14 protein-coding genes, 2 tRNA genes and 4 other RNA genes are annotated in these 15723 nt (G+C 55.3%); 9 read left to right on the top strand and 11 right to left on the bottom strand.

The genetic code is table 11. The features are described from left to right. The first annotated feature begins 136 nt into the window (after window positions 1-136). The 4 genes from B8P98_RS11320 to narI are packed head-to-tail and all read left to right on the top strand — an operon-like array spanning window position 137 to window position 6796. Window positions 137-3880 carry a nitrate reductase subunit alpha gene (locus tag B8P98_RS11320; protein WP_025712009.1) on the top strand — a complete coding sequence of 1248 codons (3744 nt, stop codon included), beginning with the start codon at window positions 137-139 and terminating at the stop codon, window positions 3878-3880. Further along, window positions 3877-5412, top strand: a complete 1536-nt coding sequence (gene narH / locus B8P98_RS11325; protein ID WP_002910193.1) for a nitrate reductase subunit beta — start codon at window positions 3877-3879, stop codon at window positions 5410-5412. Before B8P98_RS11320 ends, narH begins: the two co-directional genes overlap by 4 nt. After that, entirely contained in the window at window positions 5409-6119 is a 711-nt protein-coding gene (narJ, locus tag B8P98_RS11330; RefSeq protein WP_012541353.1) for a nitrate reductase molybdenum cofactor assembly chaperone, read from the top strand. Before narH ends, narJ begins: the two co-directional genes overlap by 4 nt. Continuing rightward, a complete protein-coding gene (narI, locus tag B8P98_RS11335; RefSeq protein WP_002910189.1) occupies window positions 6119-6796 on the top strand; it encodes a respiratory nitrate reductase subunit gamma in 678 nt (225 codons plus the stop codon). The genes narJ and narI overlap by 1 nt, the downstream gene beginning before the upstream one ends. Here the strand turns inward: narI and B8P98_RS11340 are convergent. Beyond that, entirely contained in the window at window positions 6793-7689 is an 897-nt protein-coding gene (locus B8P98_RS11340) for a DMT family transporter (RefSeq protein WP_080924315.1), read from the bottom strand. The two genes, narI and B8P98_RS11340, sit on opposite strands and share 4 nt — an antisense overlap. Before the next feature lie 107 nt (window positions 7690-7796). Between B8P98_RS11340 and B8P98_RS11345 the strand changes: the two genes are divergently transcribed. Next, entirely contained in the window at window positions 7797-8240 is a 444-nt protein-coding gene (locus tag B8P98_RS11345; RefSeq protein WP_025712011.1) for an Lrp/AsnC family transcriptional regulator, read from the top strand. 102 nt (window positions 8241-8342) lie between these two features. On the opposite strand, the gene B8P98_RS11350 is transcribed toward B8P98_RS11345, so the two are convergent. The 8 genes from B8P98_RS11350 to B8P98_RS11385 form a co-directional block, all read right to left on the bottom strand. Then, window positions 8343-8475: non-coding RNA, RtT sRNA (locus B8P98_RS11350), on the bottom strand. 43 nt (window positions 8476-8518) lie between these two features. After that, a non-coding RNA gene (locus B8P98_RS11355) (RtT sRNA) lies at window positions 8519-8650 on the bottom strand. Between the two features lie 43 nt (window positions 8651-8693). Beyond that, window positions 8694-8824: non-coding RNA, RtT sRNA (locus tag B8P98_RS11360), on the bottom strand. 43 nt (window positions 8825-8867) lie between these two features. Next, window positions 8868-8952, bottom strand: a tRNA-Tyr gene (locus tag B8P98_RS11365). 39 nt (window positions 8953-8991) lie between these two features. After that, a tRNA-Tyr gene (locus tag B8P98_RS11370) sits at window positions 8992-9076 on the bottom strand. Between the two features lie 28 nt (window positions 9077-9104). After that, window positions 9105-9245: non-coding RNA, RtT sRNA (locus tag B8P98_RS11375), on the bottom strand. Window positions 9246-9415: 170 nt separating this feature from the next. Next, the gene (gene purU / locus B8P98_RS11380; protein WP_095033013.1) at window positions 9416-10258 is read right to left on the bottom strand and encodes a formyltetrahydrofolate deformylase; all 843 of its coding nucleotides are present in this window, start codon (window positions 10256-10258) and stop codon (window positions 9416-9418) included. Between the two features lie 42 nt (window positions 10259-10300). Then, complete coding sequence (locus B8P98_RS11385; protein ID WP_042929233.1) at window positions 10301-10759, bottom strand: YchJ family protein; 459 nt, start codon at window positions 10757-10759, stop codon at window positions 10301-10303. A gap of 112 nt (window positions 10760-10871) precedes the next feature. Between B8P98_RS11385 and rssA the strand changes: the two genes are divergently transcribed. The 3 genes from rssA to galU all read left to right on the top strand — a co-directional run bounded on the left by rssA (window position 10872) and on the right by galU (window position 13977). Continuing rightward, window positions 10872-11774 (top strand): patatin-like phospholipase RssA, encoded by a 903-nt coding sequence (gene rssA, locus B8P98_RS11390; RefSeq protein ID WP_025712015.1) that lies wholly within the window; start codon window positions 10872-10874, stop codon window positions 11772-11774. An 89-nt stretch (window positions 11775-11863) separates the two neighbouring features. Further along, a complete protein-coding gene (gene rssB / locus B8P98_RS11395; RefSeq protein ID WP_095033014.1) occupies window positions 11864-12877 on the top strand; it encodes a two-component system response regulator RssB in 1014 nt (337 codons plus the stop codon). A gap of 197 nt (window positions 12878-13074) precedes the next feature. Further along, complete coding sequence (gene galU, locus B8P98_RS11400; protein ID WP_025712017.1) at window positions 13075-13977, top strand: UTP--glucose-1-phosphate uridylyltransferase GalU; 903 nt, start codon at window positions 13075-13077, stop codon at window positions 13975-13977. 122 nt (window positions 13978-14099) lie between these two features. On the opposite strand, the gene hns is transcribed toward galU, so the two are convergent. Further along, on the bottom strand, window positions 14100-14507 hold the full coding sequence (hns, locus tag B8P98_RS11405; protein WP_002910103.1) for a histone-like nucleoid-structuring protein H-NS: 408 nt from the start codon (window positions 14505-14507) through the stop codon (window positions 14100-14102). A 421-nt stretch (window positions 14508-14928) separates the two neighbouring features. Continuing rightward, window positions 14929-15060 (bottom strand): hypothetical protein, encoded by a 132-nt coding sequence (locus B8P98_RS30860; protein ID WP_042929236.1) that lies wholly within the window; start codon window positions 15058-15060, stop codon window positions 14929-14931. Between the two features lie 7 nt (window positions 15061-15067). On the opposite strand from B8P98_RS30860, the gene tdk reads away from it, so the two are divergent. Further along, a complete protein-coding gene (gene tdk / locus B8P98_RS11410) occupies window positions 15068-15685 on the top strand; it encodes a thymidine kinase (RefSeq protein ID WP_025712018.1) in 618 nt (205 codons plus the stop codon). The last annotated feature ends 38 nt before the right edge of the window (window positions 15686-15723 follow it).

The raw sequence follows: 15723 nt of genomic DNA on the forward strand, positions 1-15723 counted from the left end.
TTTTGCTGCGCAGTAACAAGCCAGTTCGGATTGATCGCTATCAATTCTCGCCCTCTTTCATAGCGTTACCTTCGCTGCAAATCCAGCAATGTCGATTTATCAGAGAGCCGTCAGGCTCCATATCAGGAGAAACCCGATGAGTAAATTCCTGGACCGGTTTCGCTACTTCAAACAGAAGGGTGAAACCTTTGCCGATGGGCACGGCCAGCTTCTTAACACCAACCGGGACTGGGAGGATGGATACCGTCAACGTTGGCAGCATGACAAAATTGTGCGTTCCACTCACGGTGTTAACTGCACCGGTTCATGCAGCTGGAAGATTTATGTCAAAAACGGTCTGGTGACCTGGGAAACCCAGCAGACTGACTACCCGCGCACCCGCCCGGACCTGCCGAACCACGAACCACGCGGTTGTCCGCGCGGCGCCAGCTACTCATGGTACCTGTACAGCGCGAACCGCCTGAAATATCCACTGATGCGTAAACGTCTGATGAAGATGTGGCGGGAAGCGAAAGTTCAGCATAGCGATCCGGTTGAGGCATGGGCCTCGATTATCGAAGACGCCGACAAAGCCAAAAGCTTCAAACAGGCCCGCGGCCGCGGCGGCTTTGTACGTTCTTCCTGGCAGGAAGTGAATGAGCTGATTGCCGCTTCTAACGTCTACACCGTCAAAACCTACGGTCCGGACCGCGTGGCCGGCTTCTCGCCGATCCCGGCGATGTCGATGGTCTCCTACGCCTCCGGCGCCCGTTACCTGTCGCTGATCGGCGGCACCTGCCTGAGCTTCTACGACTGGTACTGCGACCTGCCGCCGGCCTCGCCGATGACCTGGGGCGAGCAGACCGACGTACCCGAATCCGCCGACTGGTACAACTCCAGCTACATTATCGCCTGGGGCTCCAACGTGCCGCAGACCCGTACACCGGATGCCCACTTCTTTACCGAAGTCCGCTACAAAGGCACCAAGACCGTGGCGATTACCCCGGACTACGCCGAAATCGCCAAACTCTGCGATCTGTGGCTGGCGCCAAAGCAGGGGACCGATGCCGCGATGGCGCTGGCGATGGGCCACGTGATGCTGCGTGAGTTCCACCTCGATAAGCCGAGCCAGTACTTTACCGATTACGTGCGCCGCTACACCGACATGCCAATGCTGGTGATGCTCGAGGAGCGCGATGGTTATTACGCCGCCGGCCGCACGCTGCGCGCGTCCGACCTGGTGGACTCCCTCGGTCAGGAGAACAATCCGGAATGGAAAACCGTCGCCTTTGATGAGAAAGGTGACCTGAGCGTACCGAACGGTTCTCTGGGTTTCCGCTGGGGCGACAAAGGCAAGTGGAACCTCGAACAGCGCGATGGTAAAACCGGCGAAGAGATTGAGCTGCGTCTGAGCCTGCTCGGCAGCCATGATGAAGTGGCAAACGTCGGCTTCCCGTATTTCGGTGGCGAAGGCACAGAGCACTTCAACAAAGTTGACCTCGAGAATGTTCTGCTGCACAAACTGCCGGTGAAACGCCTGCAGCTGGCCGACGGCTCCACCGCCCTGGTCACCACCGTTTACGATCTGACCATGGCTAACTACGGCCTGGAGCGCGGTCTGAACGATGACAACTGCGCCGCCGGCTACGATGAAGTGAAAGCCTACACCCCGGCGTGGGCGGAGAAGATCACCGGCGTCTCCCGCGCGCATATCATTCGTACCGCCCGTGAATTTGCCGATAACGCCGATAAAACTCACGGTCGTTCGATGATTATCGTCGGGGCGGGCCTCAACCACTGGTTCCACCTCGACATGAACTACCGTGGCCTGATCAATATGCTGATCTTCTGCGGCTGCGTCGGTCAGAGCGGCGGCGGTTGGGCGCACTATGTGGGCCAGGAAAAACTGCGTCCGCAGACCGGCTGGCAGCCGCTGGCGTTCGCCCTTGACTGGCAGCGTCCGGCACGTCACATGAATAGTACCTCGTACTTCTATAACCACTCCAGCCAGTGGCGCTATGAAACGGTGACCGCGCAGGAACTGCTGTCGCCGATGGCGGATAAATCCCGTTACAGCGGCCACCTGATCGACTTTAACGTGCGCGCAGAGCGGATGGGCTGGCTGCCGTCGGCGCCGCAGCTTGGCGTCAACCCGCTGCGTATCGCTGACGAAGCGAAGAAAGCCGGCATGACCCCGGTGGATTACACCGTGAAGTCGCTGAAAGAGGGCTCGATTCGCTTTGCGGCCGAGCAACCGGAAAACGGCAAAAACCACCCGCGTAACCTGTTTATCTGGCGTTCCAACCTGCTGGGTTCCTCCGGTAAAGGTCATGAATACATGCTCAAGTACCTGCTGGGTACCGAGAACGGCATTCAGGGCAAAGACCTTGGCAAGCAGGGCGGCGTGAAGCCGGAAGAAGTCGAGTGGCGGGATAACGGCCTCGACGGCAAACTGGATCTGGTGGTAACTCTCGACTTCCGTCTGTCGAGCACCTGTCTCTACTCCGACATCGTGCTGCCGACCGCCACCTGGTACGAAAAAGACGACATGAATACTTCGGATATGCATCCGTTTATTCACCCGCTGTCGGCCGCCGTTGACCCGGCGTGGGAATCGAAGAGCGACTGGGATATCTATAAAGGTATCGCGAAGAAATTCTCTGAAGTGTGCGTGGGCCACCTCGGTAAAGAAACCGACGTCGTCACGCTGCCGATCCAGCACGACTCCGCCGCGGAAATGGCGCAGCCGCTGGATGTCAAAGACTGGAAAAAAGGCGAATGCGATCTCATCCCGGGGAAAACCGCGCCGCATATTATTCCGGTCGAGCGCGATTATCCGGCGACCTACGAGCGCTTCACCTCGATCGGCCCGCTGCTGGAAACCATCGGCAACGGCGGTAAAGGCATCGCCTGGAATACCCAGAGCGAAATGGACCTGCTGCGTAAGCTCAACTACACCAAGGCGGAAGGCCCGGCGAAAGGCCAGCCGAAGCTGGAAACAGCCATCGACGCCGCGGAGATGATCCTCACTCTGGCGCCGGAAACCAACGGTCAGGTGGCGGTGAAGGCGTGGAAAGCGTTGAGCGAGATCACCGGTCGCGAGCACACGCACCTGGCGCTGAACAAAGAAGACGAGAAGATCCGCTTCCGCGATATTCAGGCGCAGCCGCGGAAGATTATCTCCAGCCCGACCTGGTCTGGCCTGGAGGATGAGCACGTCTCCTATAACGCCGGTTACACCAACGTTCATGAGCTGATCCCGTGGCGCACGCTGTCCGGCCGCCAGTCGCTGTATCAGGATCACCAGTGGATGCGCGACTTTGGCGAAAGCCTGCTGGTCTATCGTCCGCCGATTGACACCCGTTCGGTGAAAGCGGTGATGGGCGAGAAGTCCAACGGCAATCCGGAGAAGGCGCTGAACTTCCTGACCCCGCACCAGAAATGGGGTATCCACTCGACCTACAGCGATAACCTGCTAATGCTGACTCTGTCGCGCGGCGGCCCGATCGTCTGGATGAGCGAAGCGGATGCGAAAGATCTGGGTATCGAAGATAACGACTGGATTGAAGTGTTTAACGCCAACGGCGCCCTGACGGCGCGCGCGGTCGTGAGCCAGCGCGTACCGGCCGGAATGACCATGATGTATCACGCGCAGGAACGCATCGTGAACCTGCCGGGCTCTGAAATCACCGGTCAGCGCGGGGGGATCCATAACTCCGTCACCCGTATTACGCCAAAACCGACCCACATGATCGGCGGTTACGGCCACCTGGCCTATGGCTTTAACTACTACGGTACCGTCGGCTCCAACCGCGATGAGTTTGTGGTGGTACGTAAGATGAAGAACATTAACTGGTTAGACGGCGAAGGCAACGACCAGGTACAGGAGAGCGTAAAATGAAAATTCGTTCACAAGTCGGCATGGTGCTGAATCTCGATAAATGCATCGGCTGCCACACCTGCTCGGTCACCTGTAAAAACGTCTGGACCAGCCGGGAAGGGATGGAATATGCCTGGTTCAACAACGTTGAAAGTAAACCAGGCGTCGGTTTCCCGAACGACTGGGAAAACCAGGAAAAATGGAAGGGCGGCTGGATCCGCAAAATCAACGGTAAGCTGCAGCCGCGCATGGGCAACCGCGCGATGCTGCTGGGTAAAATCTTCGCCAACCCGCATCTGCCGGGGATCGACGATTACTACGAGCCGTTTGATTATGACTACCAGAATCTGCACAACGCGCCGGAAAGTAAGCATCAGCCGATCGCCCGTCCGCGCTCGCTGATCACCGGCCAGCGGATGGACAAAATTACCAGCGGCCCGAACTGGGAAGAGATCCTCGGCGGCGAGTTCGAAAAACGCGCCAAAGATCAGAACTTCGACAATATGCAGAAGGCGATGTACGGCCAGTTCGAGAACACCTTCATGATGTATCTGCCGCGCCTGTGCGAGCACTGCCTGAACCCGGCCTGCGTCGCGACCTGCCCGAGCGGCGCCATCTATAAGCGTGAAGAAGACGGCATCGTGCTGATCGACCAGGACAAGTGCCGCGGCTGGCGGATGTGTATCACCGGCTGTCCGTACAAGAAGATCTATTTCAACTGGAAGAGCGGGAAATCCGAGAAATGCATCTTCTGCTACCCGCGTATTGAATCCGGAATGCCGACGGTGTGCTCCGAAACCTGCGTGGGCCGTATCCGCTATCTCGGGGTCCTGCTGTACGACGCGGACGCGATTGAAAACGCCGCCAGCACCGAGAACGAGAAAGATCTGTATCAGCGCCAGCTGGACGTCTTCCTCGATCCAAACGATCCAAAAGTGATTGAACAGGCGTTAAAAGATGGCGTACCGCAGGGCGTAATTGAAGCCGCGCAGCAGTCGCCGGTCTATAAAATGGCGATGGACTGGAAGCTGGCGCTGCCGCTGCACCCGGAATATCGTACCCTGCCAATGGTCTGGTACGTGCCGCCTCTGTCGCCGATTCAGTCCGCCGCCGATGCGGGCGAACTGGGTAGTAACGGTATTCTGCCGGACGTGGAAAGCCTGCGTATTCCGGTGCAGTATCTGGCGAACCTGCTGACCGCCGGCGATACCCAGCCGGTCCTGCTGGCGCTGAAGCGGATGCTGGCGATGCGTCACTACAAACGTGCGGAAACCGTCGACGGCGTCGTCGATACCCGTGCGCTGGAAGAGGTGGGGCTGAGCGAAGCGCAGGCCCAGGAGATGTACCGCTATCTGGCGATCGCTAACTACGAAGATCGTTTCGTGGTGCCGAGCAGCCACCGTGAACAGGCGCGAGAAGCGTTTCCGGAGAAAAACGGCTGCGGCTTCAGCTTTGGCGATGGCTGCCACGGCTCGGACAGCCAGTTCAACCTGTTCAACAGCCGTCGCATCGACGCTATCGACGTGACCAGCAAAACGGAGCCGCACGCATGATTGAACTCGTGATTATGTCGCGTCTGCTCGAATACCCTGACGCTGCCTTATGGCAGCATCAGCAGGAGATGTTCGAGGCGCTCGCGTCATCAGAGAAACTCAGCAAAGAGGATGCCCACGCGCTGGGCGTTTTCCTGCGCGATTTAGTGGCTCAGGATCCGCTGGATGCCCAGGCGGCCTATAGCGAACTGTTTGACCGCGGCCGCGCCACCTCGCTGCTGCTGTTTGAACATGTCCACGGCGAATCACGCGATCGCGGGCAGGCGATGGTGGATTTGATGGCGCAGTATGAGCGCCACGGTCTGCTGCTTGATAGCCACGAGCTGCCGGATCACCTGCCGCTGTATCTGGAGTATCTGGCGCAACTGCCGGAAGAGGAAGCGCTTGGCGGCCTGCGGGACGTCGCGCCGATCCTCGGCCTGCTCAGCGCGCGCCTGCAGCAGCGCGAAAGTCGCTATGCGGTGCTGTTCGAGCTGTTACTGAAGCTGGCTAATACTCAGGTCGACAGCCAGAAGGTGGCAGAGAAGATTGCCGACGAGGCGCGCGACGATACGCCGCAGGCGCTGGACGCGGTCTGGGAAGAAGAACAGGTCAAATTCTTTGCCGACCAGGGCTGCGGCGAGTCGGAAATTTCCGCTCACCAGCGTCGTTTTGCCGGAGCCGTGGCCCCGCAATATCTGAATATCTCTAACGGAGGACAGCAATAATGCACTTCCTGAATATGTTCTTCTTTGACATTTATCCGTACATTGCGGGCTCAGTGTTCCTGATCGGCAGCTGGCTGCGCTACGACTATGGCCAGTACACCTGGCGCGCGGCCTCCAGCCAGATGCTGGATCGTAAAGGGATGAACCTGGCGTCGAACCTGTTCCATATCGGCATCCTCGGTATTTTCGCCGGCCACTTCCTCGGCATGCTGACCCCGCACTGGATGTATGAGTCCTTCCTGCCTATCGACGTCAAGCAGAAGATGGCGATGATCGCCGGCGGCGCCTGCGGCGTGATGACCCTGGTGGGCGGGTTACTGCTGCTCAAGCGTCGTCTGCTCAGCCCGCGCGTTCGCGCCACCACCACCGGAGCGGATATTCTGATCCTCTCCCTGCTGATGGTGCAGTGTGCGCTTGGCCTGCTGACGATCCCGTTCTCTGCCCAGCATATGGACGGCAGTGAAATGATGAAGCTGGTCGGCTGGGCGCAGTCGGTGGTGACCTTCCACGGCGGCGCTTCGCAGCATCTGGATGGCGTGGCGTTTATTTTCCGCGTTCATCTGGTGCTGGGCATGACCCTGTTCCTGCTGTTCCCGTTCTCCCGTCTGGTTCATATCTGGAGCGCGCCGGTCGAATACCTGACGCGCAAATACCAGATTGTCCGCGCCCGTCGCTAATTGACCCGTGACGGCTGACTGACCCCGCCATGGCGGGGTTTTTTTTCGCCCCAGCCGAGGTTGTTGCCCGCCGCAGCAAACAGAATCAGCACCCCTCCAGCCAACTGCAGCGGCGTGAGCGCGTGATGGAAAACCAGATAGTCAACCACGATAGCCACCAGCGGATAGATAAACGAGTGCGAACCAGTGACCGGGGTCGGCAGCTTTTGAATCGCACTATATAAAAGTTGATACATAATCCCGGTATGGACGATGCCGAGGATCAGCAAATAGCGCCAGGGAAAATGGCTGTTAAACTCGGGGGCATGAACCAGCGGCAAAAGCATTACCGTACCGACGATAACCTGAATAAAAGCGATATGCTGCGCCGGTAGCGGCCGCAGCTTGCGGGCGATAATGGCGGTCAGGGCATAGAAGAATGCCGCGCCCAGCGCCAGTAACACGCCGGTGATGAGTCCCTCGCCGTGCGCGGGCATCAGTTCGCTCGACAGCAGGATCACCACGCCGCCAAAGGCCAGCAGTAGCCATCCCCATTTCACGGCGCTGACCCGTTCCCCCAGCACCATCCCCATCAGTACCAGCATAAACGGTTGGGTGTTATAGACCACGGTGGCCATGCCGATGGAGATCCGCGAATAGGCGGCAAACAACAGCAGCCAGTTGACGACCAGCGCCGCGCCGCCAATCACCGCCAGAGCGAGAGTGAAACGCGTTAGCCGGCTGAAGGGCTGGCGGCTTAACACGATAAACACCAGCAAGGTTAGCGCGCCAATAAGGCAGCGCCAGAACACGACATCAATCACCGGCAAACCCGAGAGCAGCACGAACGCGCCGATCGAGCCGGAGATTATCATTGCCAGGCTCATTTGCCAGACGCCGCGGGTAAGTTGCATTTTTCACCTCCACAATTTTTCAGCTATTGTGCGAAAAACCCTGACAGGGTGATATGGCTGAATTAAGGTTGAAAGGGTTAAATGCCTTTTATAATTAGGTGAAATAGATGAATGACATTCTTGATGAAATAGACCGGGCGATCCTCACTTGCCTGACCCAGGATGCCAGAGTTTCGCTAAAGGTCTTGAGCGCACGAGTGGGACTGACCTCGCCGAGCACGGCCGAGCGGGTGAAGCGCCTGGAGGAGCGGGGCGTTATTCAGGGTTATGGGGCGCGGGTCAATCTCGCTGCGCTGGGCTACAGCCTGCAGGCGCTGGTGCGGGTCCGGCCGCTGCCGGGGCTGCTGCAGAAAGTGGATAAATATATCCAGGCGATGCCGGAATGCATTGAAAGTGACAAGGTGACCGGGGAAGATTGTTTCGTGATGCGCCTTGTGGTGCGCGACATTGCCCAGCTTGATACCCTGCTGGACGGTCTGGCGGAATATGCGCAGTGCAATACCTCGGTGGTGAAAAGCTCGCCGGTAAAAAGGCGGTTGCCACCGCTGTGATTTTTTCGCAGACGTTGCGGTTACCGGTCAGCAGTGCCTGTAGCCTCGCTAAGCGAAGCGCGAGCGAGGAGAGAGCAGCACAGGTGGTTGCAGAGAGCGCGAGAGTGGTGGGGGAAGGATAACTCGGCGCTCAAGCGCCTCGCCCTTCGGGCCGTTGCCTGCGGCAACGTTCTCTCGCTGGAGCTCGAGTCGAACCTTAGTCGAAGCTTCTCATCCTTCCCCGTTGGGCAGAATATAGAATATCGCTGGTAGATTAAGCTGGGCATGACATGGAGAGATGGTGGTGGGGGAAGGATAACTCGTCGCTAAAGCGCCTCGCCCTTCGGGCCGTTGCCTGCGGCAACGTTCTCTCGCTACGCTCGAGTCGAACCTTGGTCGAAGCTTCTCATCCTTCCCCGTAGGGCAGAATCTAGAATATCGCAGGTAGATTAAGCTGGGCATGACATGGAGAGATGGTGGTGGGGGAAGGATAACTCGGCGCTAAGCGCCTCGCCCTTCGGGCCGTTGCCTGCGGCAACGTTCTCTCGCTACGCTCGAGTCGAACCTTGGTCGAAGCTTCTCATCCTTCCCCGTAGGGCAGAATCTAGAATATCGCAGGTAGATTAAGCTGGGCATGACATGGAGAGATGGTGGTGGGGGAAGGATTCGAACCTTCGAAGTCGATGACGGCAGATTTACAGTCTGCTCCCTTTGGCCGCTCGGGAACCCCACCAGGGGTAAAATCATATTGTAGGCTATTCAGCAAAATGAATGGTGGTGGGGGAAGGATTCGAACCTTCGAAGTCGATGACGGCAGATTTACAGTCTGCTCCCTTTGGCCGCTCGGGAACCCCACCACGGGGAATATTCACTTCTGCTGCATTCAACAGGAGGGAAGGATTATTCGGAGCTAAAGCTCCTCACCCTTCGGGCCGTTGCCTTCGGCAACGTTCTCTCGCTGGTGCTCGAGTCGAACCTTGAAGTCGATGACTGCAGATTTACAGTCAGCTCCCTTATGAACGCTCGGAAACCCCACCACGGGGTAATGCTTAGTACTGGCCTGCTTCCTTCTCGGGAAGCGGGGCGCATCATACCAAATGATGCGCCCCTGTAAAGCATTCCTTTGACAAAAATAAACTGGTTGCCTGATTTTTACCCGTAACGCCGTAAAGCTAACCAATTCATTTCTTAGTCGATTAAAGAATGATCGTCCGGTTACCGTAAACGAATACGCGCTGCGCCAGTACCTGATATAACGCGCGGCTTAAAACGTTTTTTTCGACATCGCGCCCAGCACGCATCATATCTTCTGCAGTATAAGTATGATCGACGTGAATCACGTCCTGCATGATAATCGGACCCTCGTCCAGATTATCATTCACATAGTGGGCAGTGGCGCCGATGATCTTCACGCCGCGCTCGTAGGCCTGATGATAGGGACGCGCGCCGATGAACGCCGGTAAAAACGAATGGTGAATATTGATGATTTTATTCGGGAAGCTGGCGACAAACTCCGGCGTGAGGACGCGCATATATTTGGCCAGTACCACGTAATCCGGCTCGTGGGCGGCGATAGCGTCACCCATTTGCTTGTCGTGTTCGTCGCGGCTCAGCCCTTCATGGCTGACCAGCTCGAACGGAATACCAAAGCGTTCCACCAGCGGGCGCAGCGTGTCATGGTTGCCGATAACCGCGGCAATGTCGACGTCCAGTCCGCCATAGTTGGCTTTCATCAGCAGATCGCCAAGGCAGTGCGCTTCTTTAGTGACCAGAATCACCACCCGGCGGCGGCCTGCAGGATTCAGTTCACGGATGGAGCCTTCGGGCAGGGCGCTGTCCAGATCGGCCAGCAGAATGGTGTCGTTGAAAATGCCTTCCAGCTCGGTGCGCATAAAGAAACGACCGGTACGGTGGTCAACAAATTCATTGTTCTGCACAATGTTGAGTTCATGCTTGTAGCAGATATTGGTGATACGCGCGATGAGGCCTTTCTGATCAGGGCAAATAGTGCGTAGTACTTTACGTTGTAATGAATGCATCGCGAGGAAAATCCTGTAGTGTTTGCAAGCGCTACGGCAGCGTTACTGGCCGCAGCATTTTTTAAATTTTTTACCTGAACCGCAAGGGCAGGGGTCGTTGCGGCCAATCAGCGGCCGTGTCCCGTCGATATAGTACCATTGTCCATTTTCTTTTAAGAATCTGGAACGTTCAATAATGGCGCCTGGACGGTTATTGTCATTAAAGCGGGCGACAAAGCTGACAAAACTTTCATCTGGGGTTCGTCCTTCATCGCTGGCGAACAGGGTTAAGCCCAGCCACTCGGTTTGGCTAAACCCCTTTTCCAGATCGGCGCGAAACTGCTGCGCCTGGCAGGACGGATGCCAGGTTTTAATCAGATAGTCGGCATCTTTCATGACGAACGCGCTGTAACGGGAGCGCATAAGCTGTGACGGGCCAGGCGCAAGCTCGGCGCCGGACAGATATCGCTGGCAACATGAGCTATACTCCAGTGCGCTGCCACAGGGGCACAATTGCGACAAAATTGCCTCCATGGAAGAAAGAGTAACGGCGCGTTTACGCCAAAGGGCTTTATGTTAACTGAGGCGTGACAATGTTGCCACGCTCAGAGTGGAAGGATAGTTATCAGTACTCATGAGAAAGCTTAAAATTGGTCTGGCGTTAGGGGCGGGGGCGGCCCGCGGGTGGTCGCATATTGGCGTCATCAACGCTCTTCAGCGGGCCGGTATTGAAATTGATATCGTGGCCGGCTGCTCTATCGGTTCTCTGGTAGGAGCGGCGTTCGCCTGTAACCGACTCCCGGCGCTCGAATCATGGGTCTGTTCTTTCAGCAACTGGGATGTCCTGAAGCTGATGGACCTTTCCTGGCGTCGCGGTGGACTGCTGCGGGGGGAAAAGGTATTTAATCATTACCGCCGCATCATGCCTGTGACCGATATCGCGGCCTGCGAACGGCCTTTTGCCGCTGTCGCCACCAATTTAAGCACCGGCCGGGAGCTGTGGTTTACCGAAGGCGATCTGCATTTAGCGATTCGTGCTTCCTGCAGTATGCCAGGACTGATGGCGCCGGTCAGGCATAATGGCTACTGGCTGGTGGATGGCGCAGTGGTCAATCCGGTACCGGTGTCGCTGACGCGTGCGATGGGGGCGGACATTGTGATTGCTGTAGACCTGCAGCATGATGCCCATCTCATGCAGCAAGATTTATTCTCCCTCGACACGCCCCGGCGGGACGCTGAAGAGAAGGAAGGTCCATGGCATGCTCGCCTGCGCGCGCGGTTGACGCAAATGAGTGCCCGACGTGCAACGGTGACGCCGACGGCCATGGAGATCATGACCACGTCTATCCAGGTTCTGGAGAACCGTCTTAAACGCAATCGTATGGCGGGCGACCCACCGGATATCCTGCTGCAGCCTTTTTGTCCGCAAGTGTCGACGCTGGATTTCCATCGCGCGGGTGAGGCGATTGCTGCGGGGCATTTGGCCGTAGAAAAGAAAATGGATGAACTATTACCCTTAGTGCGTACAGCGGTTTGACGCACGAGTACCTGACTTAAGTAAAATCTGACAGGCGATAGTGTGAATAGCGTGCCACTATTGAATTATCGTCAGCCAGGGGAGATATCATGACGCAGCCATTGGCGGGAAAACAGATTCTGATAGTTGAAGACGAACCCGTTTTCCGCTCACTCTTGCATGGATGGCTGGCCTCGCTGGGAGCCACAACCTGGCTGGCAGAAGATGGCATGGATGCCCTGCATAAAATGACAGAGGTGCATCCGGACCTGATGATTTGCGACATTTCTATGCCGAGAATGAACGGTCTGGAGCTGGTGGAGACGCTGCGAAACCGCGGCGAGCAGTTGCCGATTTTGATGATTTCGGCGACTGAAAACATGGCGGACATAGCCAAAGCGTTGCGGCTTGGCGTCCAGGACGTGCTGCTAAAGCCCGTAAAAGATTTCGATCGCCTGCGCGAGACTGTCTATGCCTGCCTTTATCCCGCGATGTTCAGCTCACGTGTGGAAGAGGAAGAGCGTCTGTTTGAGGACTGGGACGCACTGGTTAGTAATCCCACCGCCGCATCAAGATTACTGCAGGAATTGCAGCCGCCAGTGCAGCAGGAAATGTCGCACTGTCGGATCCATTATCGCCAACTGGTGTCGGCGGACAAACCCGGGTTGGTACTTGATATTGCACCGCTCTCAGAAAATGATTTAGCGTTCTATTGTCTGGATGTCACCCGAGCCGGGGATAATGGTGTACTGGCGGCGTTATTATTGCGCGCGTTGTTCAATGGTCTGTTGCAGGAGCAACTTGCGCACCAGGGACAACGCTTACCTGAAATGGGGAGCCTGTTAAAACAGGTCAATCAGTTACTGCGTCAGGCTAATCTTCCTGGACAGTTCCCTTTACTGGTGGGTTATTACCACAGCGGATTGAAAAATTTAATTCTGGTTTCTGCTGGTCTCAATGGCACACTGAATACAGGTGAACATCAAATTCAGATAAGTAATGGCGTTCCTTTAGGGACGTTGGGGGAAGCCTACCTCAACCAAATTAGCCAGCGTTGTACGTCCTGGCAGTGCCAAATTTGGGGGGCCGGAGGACGTTTACGCTTAATGTTGTCTGCGGAATGAGCAATTAACGTTATATCTAAGCAGACAGGATTACCCGTAGCCCTTTACCGGTGGTACCATCGAGCAGTTTTATGCGTAAAAGTCCTAATTCGAGGCTATCGGAACCTTTTCAGATCAGTGAATACGCGGTTGACTGATATACTCGACACGTTATTTGTAACGAGAAGTTTAAAAAACAAACAGTCCAGGAGATTTCAATGGCTGCCCTTAATTCTAAAGTCAGAAAAGCGGTTATCCCGGTCGCGGGATTAGGCACCAGGATGCTGCCTGCCACAAAAGCAATCCCAAAAGAAATGCTGCCGCTGGTAGATAAACCGTTAATTCAGTACGTTGTTAATGAATGTATCGCTGCAGGAATTACTGAAATTGTTCTGGTAACGCACTCGTCCAAAAACTCTATCGAAAACCATTTCGATACCAGTTTTGAGCTGGAAGCGATGCTGGAAAAACGTGTAAAACGTCAGCTGCTGGAAGAAGTGCAGTCTATTTGCCCGCCGCACGTCACCATTATGCAAGTTCGTCAAGGTCTGGCGAAAGGCCTTGGCCACGCGGTGCTTTGCGCCCATCCGGTGGTAGGTGATGAGCCGGTCGCGGTTATTCTGCCAGACGTTATTCTGGATGAATATGAATCAGATCTGAGCCGCGATAACCTTGCAGAGATGATTTCTCGTTTCGATGAAACCGGCGTCAGCCAGATTATGGTTGAGCCTGTTGAGGATGTGACCGCGTATGGCGTGGTTGACTGTAAAGGCGAATCCCTTAAGCCGGGCGAAAGTGTACCGATGGTAGGGGTGGTCGAGAAGCCGAAAGCTGACGTTGCTCCGTCCAACCTGGCGGTAGTAGGGCGCTATGTCCTCAGCGCAGATATCTGGCCACTGCTGGCGAAAACCCCTCCTGGCGCCGGGGATGAAATTCAGCTGACTGACGCGATTGATATGCTGATCGAGAAAGAGACAGTTGAAGCTTATCATATGAAGGGCAAGAGCCATGACTGCGGCAATAAGCTTGGCTATATGCAGGCGTTTGTCGAATATGGTATTCGCCACAAAACGCTGGGTGACGATTTTAAAGCCTGGCTTGAAGCTGCGGTTACGAAGTAATCTACCGCGCGGTTGAAAGCCCAAAGCCGGGAGCGCGTCAGCGACTCCCGGTTTTTTTATATTGGTACTCAAGGCAAAAAAAATCCCGCCGCAGCGGGATTTTTATATAGCAGCAATGAAGATTAGATCAGGAAATCGTCCAGTGATTTGCCTTGTTCGTCCATTGCTTTTTTGATCACTGCCGGAGTACGACCCTGGCCGGTCCAGGTTTTGGTTTCGCCGTTTTCGTCTACATAGCTATATTTAGCCGGACGCGCAGCACGCTTGGTTTTGGTACCGGCTTTAACGGCAGCCATGGTGCTCAGCAGTTCATTCGGATCAATACCGTCAGCAATCAGCATTTCGCGGTATTGCTGCAGCTTACGCGTACGTTCTTCAATTTCCGCCGCAGCAGCGTTTTCTTCTTCACGGCGCTCGTTAACGACGACTTCTAATTTTTCCAGCATTTCTTCGAGCGTTTCCAGGGTGCATTCTCTTGCCTGCGCACGAAGAGTACGGATGTTGTTCAAAATTTTAAGTGCTTCGCTCATTGTAGTAATCTCAAACTTATATTGTGGGGTGGTTTGTTGAACTAATAATAGAGCGATAAATTGCGTTGTGCAATAGGGGAGAATGTAAGGAATTCAAAATTACTGGTTATTTGTCGCGGGAATTAATTAATTTAAGTTAAAATTCCCGTGTCGCTTCACATCTTTCCTGCTTATAGCGATGCGAGGAACCCCAGCTAAAACACTGAGGCAGTATGCTTTTTTTGAGGTTTAGGGAGAAAAATTATACTTTACCTGGGTAAATATGCCGCCTCAGTATTAGCGCATTTTTGGTTACGCCCCTTAATATAAAACAGTGTGCATCCAGGCTTATAGCCCTTGTCCTGCGGGGCTATAAGCACGAAAAGACAATGGTTACCTTGCTGGTAGCATAGCGATACGAACAAATAATGGCCCTGCAAATTCAATTAATCTCCATAATCCTTTCACTTTCCAGGCCCTTCAGCGCCGCGACAATACCCCTGCTGAAAGGGCGGCTGAGCGCATAAAATATGGTACAATCGCCGCCGCGATAAAACACATTGATTGGGGTCACGCAGCCGATGGCACAACTTTATTTCTACTACTCTGCAATGAATGCAGGTAAGTCGACCGCTCTGTTGCAATCTTCGTACAATTACCAGGAGCGGGGGATGCGTACCGTCGTTTATACCGCTGAGATTGACGACCGATTTGGCGCTGGCAAAGTCAGCTCGCGTATTGGTCTCTCCTCCCCAGCCCGCTTGTATAACCCGCAGACGTCCTTATTTAACGATATCGCGGCAGAGCACAAGCTGAAGCCGATTCACTGTGTGCTGGTGGACGAAAGCCAGTTTCTGACGCGCGAACAAGTTCATGAGCTGTCCGAAGTTGTCGATATGCTCGATATTCCGGTGCTTTGTTACGGCCTGCGCACAGACTTTCGCGGCGAGCTTTTTACCGGCAGCCAATATTTACTGGCCTGGTCCGATAAACTGGTGGAACTGAAAACCATTTGTTTCTGTGGCCGGAAGGCCAGCATGGTGCTGCGTCTTGATCAGGAAGGACGTCCTTATAATGAGGGCGAGCAGGTGGTCATCGGCGGTAATGAACGATACGTCTCAGTTTGTCGTAAGCACTATAAAGAGGCGCTAAGCGTTGGGTCGTTAACTCAGGTACAAAACCAGCACCGTCCCTGCTAATACGCTCAGAAGCTCATACAGGCGCCCGTGGGCGCCTT

Source organism: Klebsiella quasivariicola (assembly GCF_002269255.1).
Lineage (GTDB): Bacteria > Pseudomonadota > Gammaproteobacteria > Enterobacterales > Enterobacteriaceae > Klebsiella > Klebsiella quasivariicola.

Bases quoted from the DNA above. Each gene is read 5' to 3' on its own strand.
- B8P98_RS11320 (WP_025712009.1), top strand. From the start codon at position 137: ATGAGTAAATTCCTGGACCGGTTTCGCTACTTCAAACAGAAGGGTGAA.
- narH (WP_002910193.1), top strand. From the start codon at position 3,877: ATGAAAATTCGTTCACAAGTCGGCATGGTGCTGAATCTCGATAAATGC.
- narJ (WP_012541353.1), top strand. From the start codon at position 5,409: ATGATTGAACTCGTGATTATGTCGCGTCTGCTCGAATACCCTGACGCT.
- narI (WP_002910189.1), top strand. From the start codon at position 6,119: ATGCACTTCCTGAATATGTTCTTCTTTGACATTTATCCGTACATTGCG.
- B8P98_RS11340 (WP_080924315.1), bottom strand. From the start codon at position 7,689: ATGCAACTTACCCGCGGCGTCTGGCAAATGAGCCTGGCAATGATAATC.
- B8P98_RS11345 (WP_025712011.1), top strand. From the start codon at position 7,797: ATGAATGACATTCTTGATGAAATAGACCGGGCGATCCTCACTTGCCTG.
- purU (WP_095033013.1), bottom strand. From the start codon at position 10,258: ATGCATTCATTACAACGTAAAGTACTACGCACTATTTGCCCTGATCAG.
- rssA (WP_025712015.1), top strand. From the start codon at position 10,872: ATGAGAAAGCTTAAAATTGGTCTGGCGTTAGGGGCGGGGGCGGCCCGC.
- rssB (WP_095033014.1), top strand. From the start codon at position 11,864: ATGACGCAGCCATTGGCGGGAAAACAGATTCTGATAGTTGAAGACGAA.
- galU (WP_025712017.1), top strand. From the start codon at position 13,075: ATGGCTGCCCTTAATTCTAAAGTCAGAAAAGCGGTTATCCCGGTCGCG.
- hns (WP_002910103.1), bottom strand. From the start codon at position 14,507: ATGAGCGAAGCACTTAAAATTTTGAACAACATCCGTACTCTTCGTGCG.
- tdk (WP_025712018.1), top strand. From the start codon at position 15,068: ATGGCACAACTTTATTTCTACTACTCTGCAATGAATGCAGGTAAGTCG.